The sequence below is a fragment of the Brenneria goodwinii genome (assembly GCF_002291445.1).
GTDB classification, from domain to species: domain Bacteria; phylum Pseudomonadota; class Gammaproteobacteria; order Enterobacterales; family Enterobacteriaceae; genus Brenneria; species Brenneria goodwinii.
Genome location: NZ_CP014137.1, coordinates 5,206,575 through 5,221,420 on the forward strand (window position 1 = coordinate 5,206,575; position 14,846 = coordinate 5,221,420).

The 14,846-nt window shown below is 52.7% G+C and carries 13 protein-coding genes; 12 read left to right on the forward strand and 1 reads right to left on the reverse strand.

Annotated elements, in window-relative coordinates:
• Window positions 1–597: 597 nt before the first annotated feature.
• The 5 genes from ilvI (at window position 598) to def (ending at window position 6,036) form a co-directional block, all read left to right on the forward strand.
• Window positions 598–2,316, forward strand: coding sequence for an acetolactate synthase 3 large subunit (gene ilvI, locus ACN28R_RS23110; protein ID WP_048637480.1), 1,719 nt, complete (start codon window positions 598–600; stop codon window positions 2,314–2,316).
• A gap of 2 nt (window positions 2,317–2,318) precedes the next feature.
• Entirely contained in the window at window positions 2,319–2,810 is a 492-nt protein-coding gene (gene ilvN / locus ACN28R_RS23115) for an acetolactate synthase small subunit (RefSeq protein ID WP_048637481.1), read from the forward strand.
• Window positions 2,811–3,185: 375 nt separating this feature from the next.
• Window positions 3,186–4,190 (forward strand): catabolite repressor/activator, encoded by a 1,005-nt coding sequence (gene cra, locus ACN28R_RS23120; RefSeq protein ID WP_048637482.1) that lies wholly within the window; start codon window positions 3,186–3,188, stop codon window positions 4,188–4,190.
• A gap of 84 nt (window positions 4,191–4,274) precedes the next feature.
• Complete coding sequence (locus ACN28R_RS23125) at window positions 4,275–5,528, forward strand: DUF2075 domain-containing protein (RefSeq protein ID WP_095835886.1); 1,254 nt, start codon at window positions 4,275–4,277, stop codon at window positions 5,526–5,528.
• Window positions 5,515–6,036 carry a peptide deformylase gene (gene def / locus ACN28R_RS23130; protein ID WP_048637483.1) on the forward strand — a complete coding sequence of 174 codons (522 nt, stop codon included), beginning with the start codon at window positions 5,515–5,517 and terminating at the stop codon, window positions 6,034–6,036. Before ACN28R_RS23125 ends, def begins: the two co-directional genes overlap by 14 nt.
• Before the next feature lie 28 nt (window positions 6,037–6,064).
• Here the strand turns inward: def and ACN28R_RS23135 are convergent, their stop codons facing one another.
• A complete protein-coding gene (locus tag ACN28R_RS23135; RefSeq protein ID WP_048639801.1) occupies window positions 6,065–6,538 on the reverse strand; it encodes an L-alanine exporter AlaE in 474 nt (157 codons plus the stop codon).
• Window positions 6,539–7,431: 893 nt separating this feature from the next.
• Here ACN28R_RS23135 and mraZ point away from each other — a divergent pair.
• Genes mraZ through mraY form a run of 7 tightly spaced genes read left to right on the forward strand, consistent with a single transcriptional unit; the run spans window position 7,432 to window position 14,846 of the window.
• A complete protein-coding gene (gene mraZ, locus ACN28R_RS23140) occupies window positions 7,432–7,890 on the forward strand; it encodes a division/cell wall cluster transcriptional repressor MraZ (protein ID WP_048637484.1) in 459 nt (152 codons plus the stop codon).
• Between the two features lie 2 nt (window positions 7,891–7,892).
• The gene (gene rsmH / locus ACN28R_RS23145; RefSeq protein WP_048637485.1) at window positions 7,893–8,834 is read left to right on the forward strand and encodes a 16S rRNA (cytosine(1402)-N(4))-methyltransferase RsmH; all 942 of its coding nucleotides are present in this window, start codon (window positions 7,893–7,895) and stop codon (window positions 8,832–8,834) included.
• Window positions 8,831–9,151 carry a cell division protein FtsL gene (gene ftsL, locus ACN28R_RS23150; protein WP_048637486.1) on the forward strand — a complete coding sequence of 107 codons (321 nt, stop codon included), beginning with the start codon at window positions 8,831–8,833 and terminating at the stop codon, window positions 9,149–9,151. The genes rsmH and ftsL overlap by 4 nt, the downstream gene beginning before the upstream one ends.
• A gap of 23 nt (window positions 9,152–9,174) precedes the next feature.
• Complete coding sequence (locus tag ACN28R_RS23155) at window positions 9,175–10,938, forward strand: peptidoglycan glycosyltransferase FtsI (RefSeq protein WP_048637487.1); 1,764 nt, start codon at window positions 9,175–9,177, stop codon at window positions 10,936–10,938.
• Window positions 10,925–12,412 carry a UDP-N-acetylmuramoyl-L-alanyl-D-glutamate--2,6-diaminopimelate ligase gene (gene murE, locus ACN28R_RS23160; protein ID WP_048637488.1) on the forward strand — a complete coding sequence of 496 codons (1,488 nt, stop codon included), beginning with the start codon at window positions 10,925–10,927 and terminating at the stop codon, window positions 12,410–12,412. The genes ACN28R_RS23155 and murE overlap by 14 nt, the downstream gene beginning before the upstream one ends.
• Complete coding sequence (gene murF / locus ACN28R_RS23165; RefSeq protein ID WP_095835601.1) at window positions 12,409–13,770, forward strand: UDP-N-acetylmuramoyl-tripeptide--D-alanyl-D-alanine ligase; 1,362 nt, start codon at window positions 12,409–12,411, stop codon at window positions 13,768–13,770. Before murE ends, murF begins: the two co-directional genes overlap by 4 nt.
• Window positions 13,764–14,846, forward strand: a complete 1,083-nt coding sequence (mraY, locus tag ACN28R_RS23170; protein ID WP_048637490.1) for a phospho-N-acetylmuramoyl-pentapeptide-transferase — start codon at window positions 13,764–13,766, stop codon at window positions 14,844–14,846. Before murF ends, mraY begins: the two co-directional genes overlap by 7 nt.

Consider the following 14,846-nt stretch of genomic DNA (forward strand, 5'->3'; position numbering starts at 1 on the left):
GAGTAAAAAAAAACCCGCGCATCGGCGCGGGTTTTTTATTGATGGTGTGAAAAATCAGTTCTGAATTCTGCCCACCAGCATACCGCGCAATGTTGATGCGTTTAGTAGTAGGCCTAGTAGGAAGGAGTAGTTGAACATGATGTCTCGTCATCTGAAATTGATTCGCTGGTTCTATTGGTACTTGATTTGCAGGGTTATGTCAATATTTGATTTCTTTCGCTTCGGGGCAATCACCCCCGCACATGCCCGCCGGACGCGTTGTGCGCGCCGTCAAATAACATTGCGGTTTTGAATGATAACGGTAGACTGCTGCCAAAATTATGTACGACATATTTATGTTATGTTATGGATAAAAGCGGCTTATGCCGGCAGCGTTTTTAACGGCCCGGTTTTTTAACTACGTTAGATTTTTAACTACGTGAGATGGTTAACTACGCGTGACATTGATCACCGCCCCGGGGGATGGGCAGGATAGCCCGCCATAAATCTGTTATGTATATTTGAGTAAGAAATTAACATTATTAAAACAAAGTGAACGCGGGGATTTCCCCTGTCGATATGAAGCGTACCCGCTTTCTGAACAAAAGAGGCAAACCCATGGAGATGTTGTCAGGCGCCGAGATGGTGGTCCGATCGTTAATCGATCAGGGCGTAAAACATGTGTTCGGCTATCCCGGCGGTGCGGTGCTGGATATTTATGACGCCTTGCATACGGTCGGCGGTATTGAACATATTTTAGTTCGCCACGAACAAGGCGCGGTGCATATGGCCGATGGCTACGCGCGAGCTACCGGCGAGGTCGGCGTTGTGTTGGTGACTTCCGGTCCCGGCGCCACTAACGCCATTACCGGTATCGCTACCGCTTATATGGACTCGATCCCCATGGTGGTGCTTTCCGGTCAGGTCGCCACATCTCTGATTGGTTATGATGCCTTTCAGGAGTGCGATATGGTGGGAATTTCCCGCCCGATAGTGAAGCACAGTTTTCTGGTCAAGCAGGCGGAAGATGTTCCGACCATATTGAAAAAAGCCTTTTATCTGGCATCCAGCGGCCGTCCTGGCCCGGTGGTTGTGGATTTACCGAAAGATGTGATGAATTCGGCCAATAAGCTGCCTTACCTGTATCCCGACCATGTCAGCATGCGTTCATACAATCCGACGGTTCAGGGGCATAAAGGTCAAATCCGGCGCGCGTTACAAACGCTGCTGGCGGCGGAAAGACCCATTATTTACAGCGGCGGCGGGGTAATCACCTCCGACTGCCATCAGGAACTGCGGACGCTGGCGGAACAGCTCAATCTGCCGGTCACCACCTCATTGATGGGGTTGGGCGGCTTTCCCGGCACGCATCGCCAATGTCTGGGCATGCTTGGCATGCACGGCACTTATGAAGCCAATATGGCGATGCAGCACGCCGATGTGATTTTCGCCGTCGGGGTGCGTTTTGACGATCGCACCACCAATAATCTGGAAAAATATTGCCCTGACGCCACGGTCCTGCACATTGATATCGATCCGGCGTCGATCTCCAAAACCGTCGCCGCGGATATTCCGATCGTCGGCGACGCCAAACAGGTATTAACCCTGATGCTGGAACTGCTGGCGCAGGATGAGGCTCAGCAGCAGTTCGATGCATTGCGCGACTGGTGGCAGAATATCGAGCAGTGGCGGGCCCGTCATTGCCTGAAATATAGCCAGGAGGGCGATAGCATAAAACCGCAGGCGGTGATCGAAACCCTATATCGTCTGACGAAGGGCGATGCTTATGTGGCCTCGGATGTGGGTCAGCATCAGATGTTTACCGCGCTTTATTATCCCTTCGATCTTCCGCGTCATTGGGTTAATTCCGGCGGTTTGGGCACCATGGGATTCGGCTTGCCCGCCGCATTGGGCATTAAGCTGGCGCTGCCGGAAGAAACGGTTGTCTGCGTAACCGGCGACGGCAGTATCCAGATGAATATCCAGGAGCTTTCTACCGCGTTGCAATATGATTTGCCGATTGTGGTGGTTAATCTGAACAACCGTTTCCTCGGTATGGTGAAGCAGTGGCAGGATATGATTTATTCCGGTCGTCACTCCAGTTCGTATATGGAATCACTGCCGGATTTCGTTAAGCTGGCCGAAGCCTATGGTCATATCGGTATTTCCATCAACACGCCTGACGAGTTGGAAAGCAAGCTGGCGCAGGCGCTGGCGCAAAAGCATCGTCTGGTGTTTGTGGATGTTAAAGTCGACAGCAACGAGCACGTTTATCCCATGCAGATCCGCGGTGGCGGGATGGATGAAATGTGGCTAAGCAAAACGGAGAGGACCTGATCATGCGGCGGATTTTATCGGTATTACTTGAAAATGAATCAGGTGCATTGTCGCGTGTCGTCGGCCTGTTCTCTCAGCGTGGCTACAATATCGAAAGTTTGACCGTTGCGCCCACTGACGATCCCACGCTATCGCGCATGACCATTCAAACGGTCGGCGACGAAAAAGCGTTGGAGCAGATAGAGAAACAACTGCATAAGCTGGTGGATGTCCTACGCGTGAGCGAACTGGGGCAGGGTTCTCACGTTGAGCGTGAAATCATGCTGGTGAAACTGCAGGCCACGGGCTATGGCCGAGAAGAGGTCAAACGTTGCGCGGAGATTTTCCGTGGGCAGATTGTCGATGTCACCACTTCTCTTTACACCGTACAGTTGGCGGGAACCAGCGACAAGCTGGATGCATTCCTTAACGCGGTTCGCGAAGTGGCGGAGATTGTGGAAGTCGCGCGTTCGGGGATCGTCGGCGTATCCCGCGGCGATAAAATCATGCGCTAAGGCTATTTTTTCGCTGATTTTTCGTTTAAGAGGCCCGATAATTGCGTCGGGCCTCTTAATTTTTTCCGTCGATATCTTATATATACCCAATAGATTTCGAGATGCAGGAAGGCGGCGACGCAGAGAATCCCTGGGAGCTTACACCAGTAAGTGACCGGGGTGAGCGAGGAAAGCCAACGCACCTGCAACTTGAAAGATGAAGGGTATATACCCAATAGATGACAACGTTCGGACGGGCGGTACTCTGAAATATTAAGCATATATGATAAAAGCGGTTGCTGTTCGAGGTTGTCTGCGGTTAGATCTACGCCATATCCATGATGAGCTTATGGTCATCGCTCTACTTATTTATCCGGCTTACTAAAGGGGTTACCAGTGAAACTGGATGAAATCGCGCGTCTTGCGGGTGTTTCACGCACTACAGCCAGTTATGTGATCAATGGAAAAGCAAAACAGTATCGCGTCAGCGATAAGACCGTTGAAAAAGTCATGGCCGTGGTCAGAGAGCACAATTATCACCCCAATGCCGTCGCCGCCGGGTTGCGTGCCGGACGCACGCGTTCTATCGGGCTGGTTATTCCCGATTTGGAAAATACCAGCTATACGCGGATAGCCAATTATCTGGAGCGTCAGGCACGGCAACGTGGATATCAATTGTTGATTGCCTGCTCTGAAGATCAGCCTGATAACGAGATGCGCTGTATCGAACACCTGCTGCAACGTCAGGTCGATGCCATCATCGTATCGACGGCGTTACCGCCTGAGCACCCGTTCTATCAGCGTTGGGCGAAGGATAGCTTGCCGATTATCGCGCTGGACCGGGCATTGGATCGCGAACACTTTACCAGTGTGGTGGGCGCCGATCTTGAAGATGCTGAAATGCTGGCGCGGGAGCTGAGAAAAATTCCGGCCGAATCCGTTCTTTATCTGGGCGCCTTACCCGAGCTTTCCGTCAGTTTCCTGCGTGAACAGGGTTTTCGCCAGGCCTGGGCTGACGATCCCCGCGAAGTGCAATACCTGTATGCCAACAGTTATGAACGCGGAGTGGCGTCGGCGGTATTTGCCGAATACCTTAAAGATCATCCGATGCCCAAGGCGCTATTCACCACCGCTTTCCCGCTGTTGCAAGGCGTGATGGATGTGACGTTGAAAATGAGCGGACGCTTGCCGAATAATCTGGCGATTGCCACCTTTGGCGATAATGAACTGCTGGATTTTCTGGAGTGTCCCGTTTTGTCTGTCGCCCAGCGTCACCGTGAAGTGGCCGAGCGCGTGCTGGAACTGGTATTGGCGAGTCTGGACGAGCCGAAAAAGCCGAAACCGGGGCTTAACCGTATCCGCCGTAACCTCTATCGCCGGGGTTCGCTAAGCCGACGTTAACTCTGCCTTTTATTGCGCCATATGACGGGAAAGTATGGCGCCTGCTTGCAATGGATCGCGACATTCATAAATCAGCAAATCAGTATGTCAGAAATTAATCAGGCCAGCTTCAAGCTATCGCCGGAAAAAAACCTTTCGCAAGAGCAGTCCGCGTTAAAACGCAGTATTGAAACATTCCTGAATACGCATCGACATGATCAACATGCTTTTTTTGTTATTCACGGCGAAGCCGGCACCGGTAAAAGCGTTTTGTTGAATTCCATTTTCTGCGATCTGCAGACCCATGCTCGTCTGCAGCCGCAGCACCCTCTTTACGGCAGCGAAAACTACCTGCTGGTCAATCATCCTGAGATGCTTAAGGCTTATAAAAATGCGACGGATAACCAGCCGAGCCTGAGGAAAAAGGACTATGAACGGCCGACCACGTTCATCAATCGCATGGATAAACGGGGGGCGATAGCCGATATCGTTCTGGTCGATGAGGCGCATCTGCTACTGACCCGGCGCGACAGCTATAACCACTTTTTCCAGGATAATCATTTGGATGAGATTATCCGCCTGTCCCGGATTGTGATTCTGGTTTTTGATGAACAGCAGGTGCTGAAATTCAAGAGTCTATGGAGTGAAAGCCAACTGTCGCGCATGATGAACCGGTGGCCGCATGATGTTTATGTGTTGCGGCATCAGTTCAGAATGCGGGCTGATGCGGCGGTTCAGCACTGGATCCGCTGTTTTTGCCGGCGCAAGCTACCACCCCTGCCGTCTTCCGCTATGAATCATAGGGAAGGCGCTTTCGAAATCAGGGTATTCGATGACGCTCTGGCGATGTATGACGCGGTGAAAGAAAAAAACGCTTTCAGCGGGTTGTCGAGAATGCTGTCAACTTACGATTACCCTTATCGGCTGGACGGACAGGACTATTTTATTGAGGAAGGGCGATTTCGTTTGCGCTGGGATCGCTCGAAGCCCAACGAACGCTTGCCGTGGGCGGAGCGCGCAGACACCATTGACGAAGTGGGGTCGGTATATACCGTTCAGGGATTTGACCTGAACTATGTCGGCCTGATCCTGGGGCCGTCCGTGGCCTGGGATGAACAGCGCGAGGCGATTGTGCTCGATCCCGCCAGATACGAGGACAGCGCCGCTTTTCAGGGCAAAGCCTTGATCGATAATAGCGAGGCGGTGAAAGAGCGCATCATGCTCAATGCTATCAATGTGTTGATGACCCGCGCCATCCATGGCCTCTATCTTTATGCTCATGATGTAAAACTGCGTGCAAAACTCATGTCGCTACAGCAAAAGGCACGCATTAATGGAGATAACAATGACTGCAACTGAGGTGCTATGGATCGACGACCAGCGGATGAAACAGGTTTCTCATCATGTCGAGACCATTGATGAGGGTGTTAAAGCGGTGGTCGAACAGATGTTTGCCGTTATTGACGAGATGAAAGATTCGGGGCTTGCCGCGATTCAGCTCGGTATTCCGCAACGCATCGTCGTGATAGATATGGCCGATGAGCATGGTAAACGTCAACGTCTGGCTTTGATTAACCCACAGATAACCGAATTCTCGCAAGAGAAGACATCTCATCTGGAATTGTGTTCCTCCATTCCGGGACATCCTATGCCGGCGGAGCGTTCAAAACGGGTAAAAGTGACATTCCTCGATCTGGACGGCAACGCGCAAGAGATTGACGCCGGAGGGGAGTTCGCCGTGTGTCTGCAACATGAGATCGATCATCTGGACGGCCTGTCGCTTATCGACAATCTGTCTGACCTGAAACGCAACCGCCTCAAGGCGCAGCTTGCCAAACTGCGCCGTAAGACGGCTTCACGCCAGTGACGCCCGGCATCCGGATGCGCGCGGGGAATTAATTCGCGTGCCGCCTGTTGGTATGATGAAACTGCGTGGGTAACGTGACTCTGAATAGCCGGCGGCAGTATTCCAGAAAATAGCCGTACAGCACGCCCATCACCATGGAAACAACCGCATTGCTGGCAACGGCGGTCAGCATTTGTGATGAATCGACTCCGATATACCAAAGAATGGCGAAATAAACCGGAGACTGAAAGCTGACATACGCGAACAGGTCGGCAAGGTTGCGTATCAGTAAATGTGCGGAGATATGGCGCTTAGCCATGCTAAGCACCCGATCGCGGTAGAGGCCATAGGGCCAGGCAACAACAATATTGACTGGAATGGACAGCAGGCGGGAAGAGAACGATTGTTCGAAACTCATGCCAGACAGCCCTATCTCAATCACCATACCGGTGATGAAACAGTAAACGACTAACGCAAAGGTATCTGCGGTGGCATTACGTAATCGTGATGTAGGGGAAAACATACCAACCAACTCCAGTTTCAGGTAGTGAAGCGAACAAAAATCAGAGTAAAGATGTAATGCTGGTTTTTTGTTTTGCATTTAAAATTTTGAGTAGTGTACATCACTGCCATATCGCTTAATAAGTAGCTAAAAATATTTATTTTTGACCTTGCGGTCAGCTTTATCGCTACTTTATTTTTAGCAATGCAAGGAATCGCTAGTTTATGGCGCAATGATTGTTAAAGTACTTTTTAAACAATGGGTTGTCGTTTTTTATCCAAGTTGTTGCATGTGTATGGACGTATTAATGGAAAGGGAATAATGCGGGGAGGATAATAAATGGCTGGAATAGGCTATCCGATTTTTAACGCCGGCGGTCAGATGTTAAAAGAGACTAATTAATCTGTTTATATAAACAGTGTTTTTATTTCCTCTGGTCGAAAAGTTGGCAAAGCAAAAATGTAAATTAATGTCTAGCCGATGATTAATAAGGACGCGATAGCAGGAATATCAAAAATGTGACGTTGAGCAAAGGTTGCCAATAGCAGTATAATTGCCCCTATGAGCGCAAGCCTTGTCAGTTAAGGCCTGAGGCAAGCTAAGACTATTCCGGAAATATTTATATTTGGTATCAGTCTGTGACATTAAAAATAATCATCTGATGCGGATTTATTGCTATATTTTTATGCAAAGTTATTTTCTTAGTGAATTTTCCTCAAATTTTCATGACGTTAATCTTTATTAATTATCCAACCTTCTTTTTTTTACCCTCATGTCAGCTCAAATTCATGCAGAAATAATTCCAAAGCACACCCGCTCTGGCTTGACAAGGTTTTCATACCCTCCGTACACTCTTCAATGTGGGAATTTGTGGGATAAAGTGGCGAAAAAGGTTATGGAGGGGTAACTCAGGAATGTTTCGTGGGGCTACGCTGGTTAACCTCGACAGCAAGGGGCGGCTCGCCGTACCCACTCGTTATCGGGAAACGCTGATCGAGGAGTCGCAAGGTCAAATGGTTTGCACCATTGATCTTCATCAGCCATGCCTGCTGCTTTACCCCTTGCCTGAGTGGGAAATTATTGAACAAAAGCTTTCCCGTCTGTCGAGTATGGTTCCTGCCGAACGCCGTATTCAGCGTTTGCTGCTGGGACATGCCAGCGAATGTCAGATGGATAATGCAGGACGTTTATTAATCGCCAGTACGTTACGGCAACACGCGGCTCTTACAAAAGAAGTGATGCTGGTCGGACAGTTCAACAAGTTTGAGCTGTGGGATGAACAGACTTGGTATCAACAAGTCAAGGATGATATCGACGCAGAGCAGTCGGCTCAGGAACCGTTATCTGAGCGATTGCAGGACTTATCGCTATAGTCATGCCGGAAAATTATAAACACACAACCGTACTGTTGGATGAAGCCGTTAACGGTCTGAACATCCGCAGCAACGGAATCTATATAGACGGCACGTTTGGCCGTGGCGGTCACTCCCGCCTTATTCTTTCCCAATTGGGACCAGAAGGACGCCTGCTGGCTATCGATCGCGATCCTCAGGCTATTGAGGCCGCCAAATCGATAGACGATCCCCGGTTTTCTATTATTCACGGCCCGTTTTCCGCACTGGCCGACTACATGGCGGAACGCGACCTTACCGGTCGCATTGATGGTGTATTGCTGGATTTAGGGGTTTCTTCTCCGCAGCTTGACGACCCTGAACGCGGTTTCTCATTTATGCGTGACGGTCCGCTGGATATGCGCATGGATCCCACCCGTGGGGTGTCGGCGGCGGAATGGTTAATGAACGCGGAAGCGGAAGACATCGCCTGGGTATTAAAAACCTTCGGTGAAGAGCGCTTTGCCAAGCGTATTGCCCGCGCCATTGTGGAACGTAATCGTACCGAGCCGATGACGCGAACCAAAGAGCTGGCGGAATTGATTGCCGCCGCCAGTCCGATTCGCGAAAAGCACAAACATCCGGCGACGCGCAGTTTTCAGGCTATCCGCATTTATATCAACAGCGAGCTGGAAGAGATTGAGCAGGCATTGAACGGCGCGTTGAGCGTATTGGCTCCGCATGGCCGTCTGTCGGTCATTAGCTTTCACTCTCTGGAAGACAGAATTGTGAAGCGCTTTATTCGTCATCAGAGTCGTGGTCCACAGGTACCGGCGGGCATGCCGTTGACGGAAGAGCAGTTGCGCAGCCAGGGCGGGCAAACGCTTAAGCCGGTAGGAAAAATGATGCCTTCCGCTGAAGAGGTGGCTGAAAATCCGCGGGCGCGTAGCTCAGTCCTGCGGTTTGCCGAGAGGCTGCCGGCATGATAGGCAATGAGCGCCACGGTCTGGTTGGGGTGATCGGCGAGGATCTGCTGCGTAACGCCAAGATCCCGATGTTGCTGATGATCGCGGTGTTGATCTCTGCGGTGTTTGTCGTGACGACGGCGCACAAAACGCGCCTGTTGACCGCAGAGCGTGAACATCTGCTGCTGGAGCGCGATGCGCTGGATATTGAATGGCGTAACCTGATTCTGGAAGAGAATTCGTTAGGAGATCATAGCCGCGTTGAGCGGATCGCGACGGAAAAACTGCAAATGGGACATGTTGATCCGTCACAGGAAAATATTGTGGTTAAGCAATGAACTAAACAGGCATCCAATTAAGCATGAAAGCAGCTCGTACAGGAAGATTAAAACGCCAGGAAGACCAGGCCAGCTTTGTTAGCTGGCGTTTTGCGTTGCTCTGTAGCTGCATCCTGCTGGCCATGATCGGACTGATGGTTCGCGCCGCTTATCTCCAGGTAATCAACCCCGATAAGCTGGTGCGCGAAGGGGATATGCGCTCCCTGCGCGTGCAGGAAATACCGACGGCTCGCGGCATGATCAGCGATCGAGCGGGGCGTCCTCTGGCGGTCAGCGTGCCGGTAAACGCCGTCTGGGCGGATCCGAAAGAATTGAACGATCATGGCGGCATCACGCAGGATACTCGCTGGAAGGCGCTTTCCGACGCGCTTGAAATCCCGCTGGATCAGATGGCCGCCAAAATTAACGCCAATCCCAAAGGGCGTTTTGTCTATTTGGCGCGCCAGGTCAACCCGGCCATTGGCGAATATATCCATAAGCTGAAGCTGCCCGGCATTAACCTGCGCCAGGAATCCCGCCGCTACTATCCTTCGGGCCAGGTTACTTCCCATTTGATTGGTTTTACCAATATTGACGGTCAGGGCATCGAAGGCGTCGAGAAAAGTTTCGATCGCTGGCTGACCGGGCAGCCGGGCGAACGCACCGTGCGTAAAGATCGCTTTGGCCGGGTGATCGAGGACATCTCCTCGGTTGACAGTCAGGCGGCGCATAATCTGGTGTTGAGCATTGACGAGCGGTTACAGGCGCTGGTCTATCGTGAACTCAACAACGCCGTGGCATTTAACAAAGCGGAATCCGGCACCGCGGTGTTGGTTGATGTCAACACCGGGGAAGTGCTGGCGATGGCGAACAGCCCGTCTTATAACCCCAATAACCTGTCCGGCACGCCCAAAGACATTATGCGCAACCGCGCCATTACCGATATTTTCGAACCCGGCTCTACGGTGAAGCCGATGGTGGTGATGACCGCGCTGCAACGCGGGGTGATAAAAGAGAATAGCGTTATCAACACCCTGCCGTATTACGTTAACGGTCACGAAATCAAAGACGTGGCGCGTTACAGCGAGTTGACCCTTACCGGGATCCTCCAGAAGTCGAGTAACGTCGGTGTTTCCAAACTGGCGTTAGCGATGCCTTCCTCTGCGCTTGTCGATACATACTCGCGTATGGGGTTAGGGAAAGCGACCAATTTGGGGTTGGTCGGAGAAAGCAGTGGCTTATACCCGCAAAAACAACGGTGGTCTGACATAGAGAGGGCCACCTTCTCTTTCGGCTACGGGCTAATGGTAACACCGTTACAGTTAGCGCGAGTCTATGCCACCATCGGCAGCTTCGGGATTTACCGCCCGTTGTCGATTACCAAAGTTGATCCGCCGGTCGCTGGCGAACGCGTGTTTCCTGACGCGTTGGTGCGTACCGTGGTTCATATGATGGAAAGCGTCGCTCTGCCCGGTGGTGGTGGCACCAAGGCGGCCATAAAAGGCTACCGGATTGCAATTAAAACCGGGACGGCGAAAAAGGTCGGGCCGGATGGAAAATACATCAATAAATACATTGCCTATACGGCGGGCGTTGCGCCAGCCAGTAACCCACGGTTTGCTCTGGTTGTCGTCATCAACGATCCTCAAGCCGGTAAATATTACGGCGGTGCGGTTTCAGCACCGATATTTGGCGCCATCATGGGGGGCGTTCTGCGCACGATGAACGTAGAGCCTGACGCACTACCCTCGGGTGACAAAAATGAGTTTGTAATTAATAGAAAAGAGGGGCCAGGTGGCAGATCGTAATTTGCGCGAGTTATTAGCGCCGTGGGTGCAAGGCGCCCCGGCGTGCGCGCTGCGGGAAATGACATTAGACAGCCGTAATGCGGCTGCCGGGGACCTGTTTGTCGCCGTCGTCGGCCACAAAACAGATGGGCGGCGCTATATTCCGCAGGCCATCGCGCAAGGTGTGGCGGCGATTATTGCCGACGCTGAGGATGAATTCGGCGATGGCACGGTACGTGAAGTGCATGGCGTTCCCGTGGTTTACCTCAGCAATCTGCACCAGCGTCTTTCCGCCCTGGCGGGGCGTTTCTATCAACAGCCCGCAGAAAAATTACAGTTGATCGGCGTGACCGGCACTAACGGTAAAACCACCACGGCACAGCTATTGGCGCAGTGGAGTCAGGCGCTGGGCGAAACCAGTGCGGTGATGGGAACGGTCGGAAACGGTTTGTTGGGGCGCATTGTTCCGGCGGAAAATACCACCGGATCGGCAGTGGATGTACAGCATGTTCTGAGACAGCTGGTCGAGCAGGGCGCAACGTTTGCGGCCATGGAGGTCTCTTCTCACGGCCTGGTGCAGGGGCGTGTCGCGGCCTTGCCGTTTTCCGCTGCGGTATTCACTAATCTGAGCCGCGATCATCTTGATTATCATGGTGATATGGAGCATTACGAAGCGGCAAAATGGTCGCTATTCGCCGAACACCGAGTGGGCCAGATGATTATCAATGCGGATGACGAGGTCGGTCGCCGCTGGCTGGATAAATTGCCGGATGCCGTCGCCGTTACCATGGAAAATAATCTTATCCCTGGCTGCCGCGGGCGTTGGCTGAAGACTACCGGCGTCGACTATCACGACAACGGCACGATTATTCGTTTCGATTCCAGTTGGGGGCATGGCGAGATTGAAAGCCATCTGATGGGCGCGTTTAACGTCAGTAATCTGTTATTGGCGCTGGCTACGCTGCTGTCATTGGGTTACCCCTTGAGTCAACTGGTTGCCAGCGGTTCGCATCTGCAACCGGTGTGCGGCAGGATGGAGGTTTTTCACGCCGCGGGCCGACCGACGGTAGTGGTGGATTATGCCCACACCCCGGATGCGCTGGAGAAAGCGTTGGAAGCGGCGCGGCTACACTGTGACGGACTGTTATGGTGCGTCTTTGGCTGCGGCGGCGATCGTGATAAAGGTAAGCGCCCACTTATGGCGGGAATAGCGGAGCAACTGGCCGATCGCGTTGTGGTTACCGACGATAATCCACGTACTGAAGAGCCCGCCGCCATCATCAACGATATCTTATCGGGTCTGCTGGACGCCGGGCGCGTCCAGGTGATTCATGGTCGAGCCGAAGCCGTTACCCGCGCCATCATGCAGGCGAAAGATAATGATGTTGTGCTGGTGGCCGGTAAAGGTCATGAGGATTACCAATTGATTGGTAACCGCCGTTTGGACTATTCGGACCGTATTACTGTCGCCCGCTTGTTGGGAGTGATCGCATGATTAGCGTTTCTCTACAGCAGATAGCTTCGATACTGAACGCCAGATTGATTGGTGCAAGCGTCGAGATCGACGACGTCTCAACCGATACGCGCAAGCTGAAAGCCGGATGTTTGTTTGTTGCTTTAAAGGGCGAAAAATTTGATGCACACGACTATGCCGCCGACGCGGTAAAAGGCGGCGCGGCGGCTCTGTTGGTCAGTAAGCGCTTACCTATTGAGGTGCCGCAGCTATTAGTGGCCGATACCCGCCTGGCGCTGGGAAAACTGGCCGCTTGGGTAAGAGAACAGTCCAATGCTCGCGTGGCAGCGTTAACCGGGTCTTCCGGTAAGACTTCCGTCAAGGAAATGACCGCCGCGATCCTGCGTCAATGCGGCAACGTTCTTTATACCGCCGGCAACTTTAACAATGACATCGGTGTGCCGTTAACGTTATTGCGTTTGACGCCGGAGCATCAGTTCGCGGTGATTGAATTAGGCGCCAATCATATCGGCGAAATTGCTTATACCGTCGATCTGGTGCGTCCGGAAAGCGCGTTAGTCAACAACCTTGCCGCCGCGCATCTGGAAGGCTTCGGTTCTCTGGCCGGCGTTGCCCAGGCGAAAGGCGAAATCTTTGCCGGTCTGTCGGCCGACGGCGTGGCGATTATTAACGCGGACAGCAACGACTTCCCGCACTGGCAGCCGATGCTGAACCATAAAACGCTGTGGCGCTTTTCACCGCAGGCAGCCAGCGATGTCGATTTCTTTGCCAGCGGCGTCAAAGTGTTTGCCCAGGGCACGCGGTTCAATTTGCATACCCCGTTCGGGCAGGTCGAAGTGGTGTTGCCATTGCCGGGGCGCCACAACGTGGCGAATGCGCTGGCGGCGGCTGCGCTGTCCATGTCCGTCGGCGCAACATTGGCCGCGGTCAAAACCGGTTTGGCGCAAATAAAGGCGGTACCGGGGCGATTATTCCCGATTGCGCTGGCGGAAGGAAAACTGCTGCTGGATGACAGCTACAACGCGAACGTCGGCTCGATGACGGCTGCCGCGCAGGTGCTTGCCGAAATGCCGGGATACCGCGTGATGGTCGTCGGCGATATGGGCGAACTGGGCGAGCAGGCGGCGGAGTGTCATCGCCAGGTGGGGAAAGCGGCGCGCGCGGCCGGTATCGACAAAGTATTAAGCGTGGGAACGTTAAGCGAGTTGATTGGCCAAGCGAGTGGCAATGGCGAGCATTTTCAGAATAAAGCCACACTGGTTTCACGACTAAGCGCGTTGGTATCTGAACACAAAATAATAAGCATATTGGTTAAGGGTTCACGTAGCACTGCGATGGAGCAGGTAGTACGCGCATTACAGGAGAATGCAACATGTTAGTGTGGCTGGCCGAGCATCTGGTCAAATTTTATTCCGGTTTTAACGTCTTTTCTTATTTGACGTTCCGGGCCATCGTCAGCCTGCTGACCGCTTTGGTGATTTCTTTATGGATGGGGCCGCATTTGATTGCCTGGCTGCAACGCTTGCAGATTGGGCAGGTGGTGCGCAATGACGGACCGGAATCGCATTTCAGCAAGCGGGGAACGCCGACGATGGGCGGCGTGATGATTCTGGCCTCTATCACTGTTTCGGTGCTGATGTGGGTGAATCTCGCTAATCCGTATGTCTGGTGTGTACTGGTTGTTCTGCTGGGTTACGGCGCGGTCGGCTTTATCGATGATTATCGCAAAGTGGTACGTAAAGATACCAAGGGGCTGATTGCGCGCTGGAAATATTTCTGGCAGTCGGTGATTGCGCTGGTGGTGGCGTTCGTCATGTATTCGATCGGCAAGGACACGCCGGCAACGCTGCTGGTTGTGCCGTTCTTTAAGGACGTTATGCCGCAGTTGGGGCTGCTTTATATCGTGCTGGCCTACTTTGTGATTGTTGGGACCAGCAATGCGGTGAACCTGACCGATGGTCTGGACGGCCTGGCCATCATGCCGACGGTGTTTGTTGCCGCCGGGTTTGCATTGGTCGCCTGGGCCACGGGGAATATGAATTTTGCCGGTTATCTGCATATTCCCTATATCCGTCATGCCAGTGAGCTGGTGGTTGTGTGTACGGCGATTGTGGGCGCAGGGCTTGGATTCCTGTGGTTTAACACCTACCCAGCCCAGGTTTTCATGGGCGATGTGGGTTCGCTGGCGTTGGGCGGCGCGTTGGGAACAATCGCGGTGCTGCTGCGTCAGGAGTTTTTGCTGGTGATTATGGGCGGCGTGTTCGTAGTGGAAACGCTGTCGGTCATTTTGCAGGTAGGATCCTTTAAGTTACGAGGTCAGCGTATTTTCCGCATGGCCCCGATTCACCATCATTATGAACTTAAAGGATGGCCGGAACCGCGCGTGATTGTACGTTTCTGGATTATTTCGCTGATGCTGGTGCTGATTGGCCTGGCAACGCTGAAGGTACGGTAA

Bases quoted from the DNA above. Each gene is read 5' to 3' on its own strand.
- rsmH (WP_048637485.1), top strand. From the start codon at position 7,893: ATGCCGGAAAATTATAAACACACAACCGTACTGTTGGATGAAGCCGTT.
- mraZ (WP_048637484.1), top strand. From the start codon at position 7,432: ATGTTTCGTGGGGCTACGCTGGTTAACCTCGACAGCAAGGGGCGGCTC.
- ftsL (WP_048637486.1), top strand. From the start codon at position 8,831: ATGATAGGCAATGAGCGCCACGGTCTGGTTGGGGTGATCGGCGAGGAT.
- ilvN (WP_048637481.1), top strand. From the start codon at position 2,319: ATGCGGCGGATTTTATCGGTATTACTTGAAAATGAATCAGGTGCATTG.
- ACN28R_RS23135 (WP_048639801.1), bottom strand. From the start codon at position 6,538: ATGTTTTCCCCTACATCACGATTACGTAATGCCACCGCAGATACCTTT.
- ACN28R_RS23155 (WP_048637487.1), top strand. From the start codon at position 9,175: ATGAAAGCAGCTCGTACAGGAAGATTAAAACGCCAGGAAGACCAGGCC.
- ACN28R_RS23125 (WP_095835886.1), top strand. From the start codon at position 4,275: ATGTCAGAAATTAATCAGGCCAGCTTCAAGCTATCGCCGGAAAAAAAC.
- murF (WP_095835601.1), top strand. From the start codon at position 12,409: ATGATTAGCGTTTCTCTACAGCAGATAGCTTCGATACTGAACGCCAGA.
- mraY (WP_048637490.1), top strand. From the start codon at position 13,764: ATGTTAGTGTGGCTGGCCGAGCATCTGGTCAAATTTTATTCCGGTTTT.
- def (WP_048637483.1), top strand. From the start codon at position 5,515: ATGACTGCAACTGAGGTGCTATGGATCGACGACCAGCGGATGAAACAG.
- ilvI (WP_048637480.1), top strand. From the start codon at position 598: ATGGAGATGTTGTCAGGCGCCGAGATGGTGGTCCGATCGTTAATCGAT.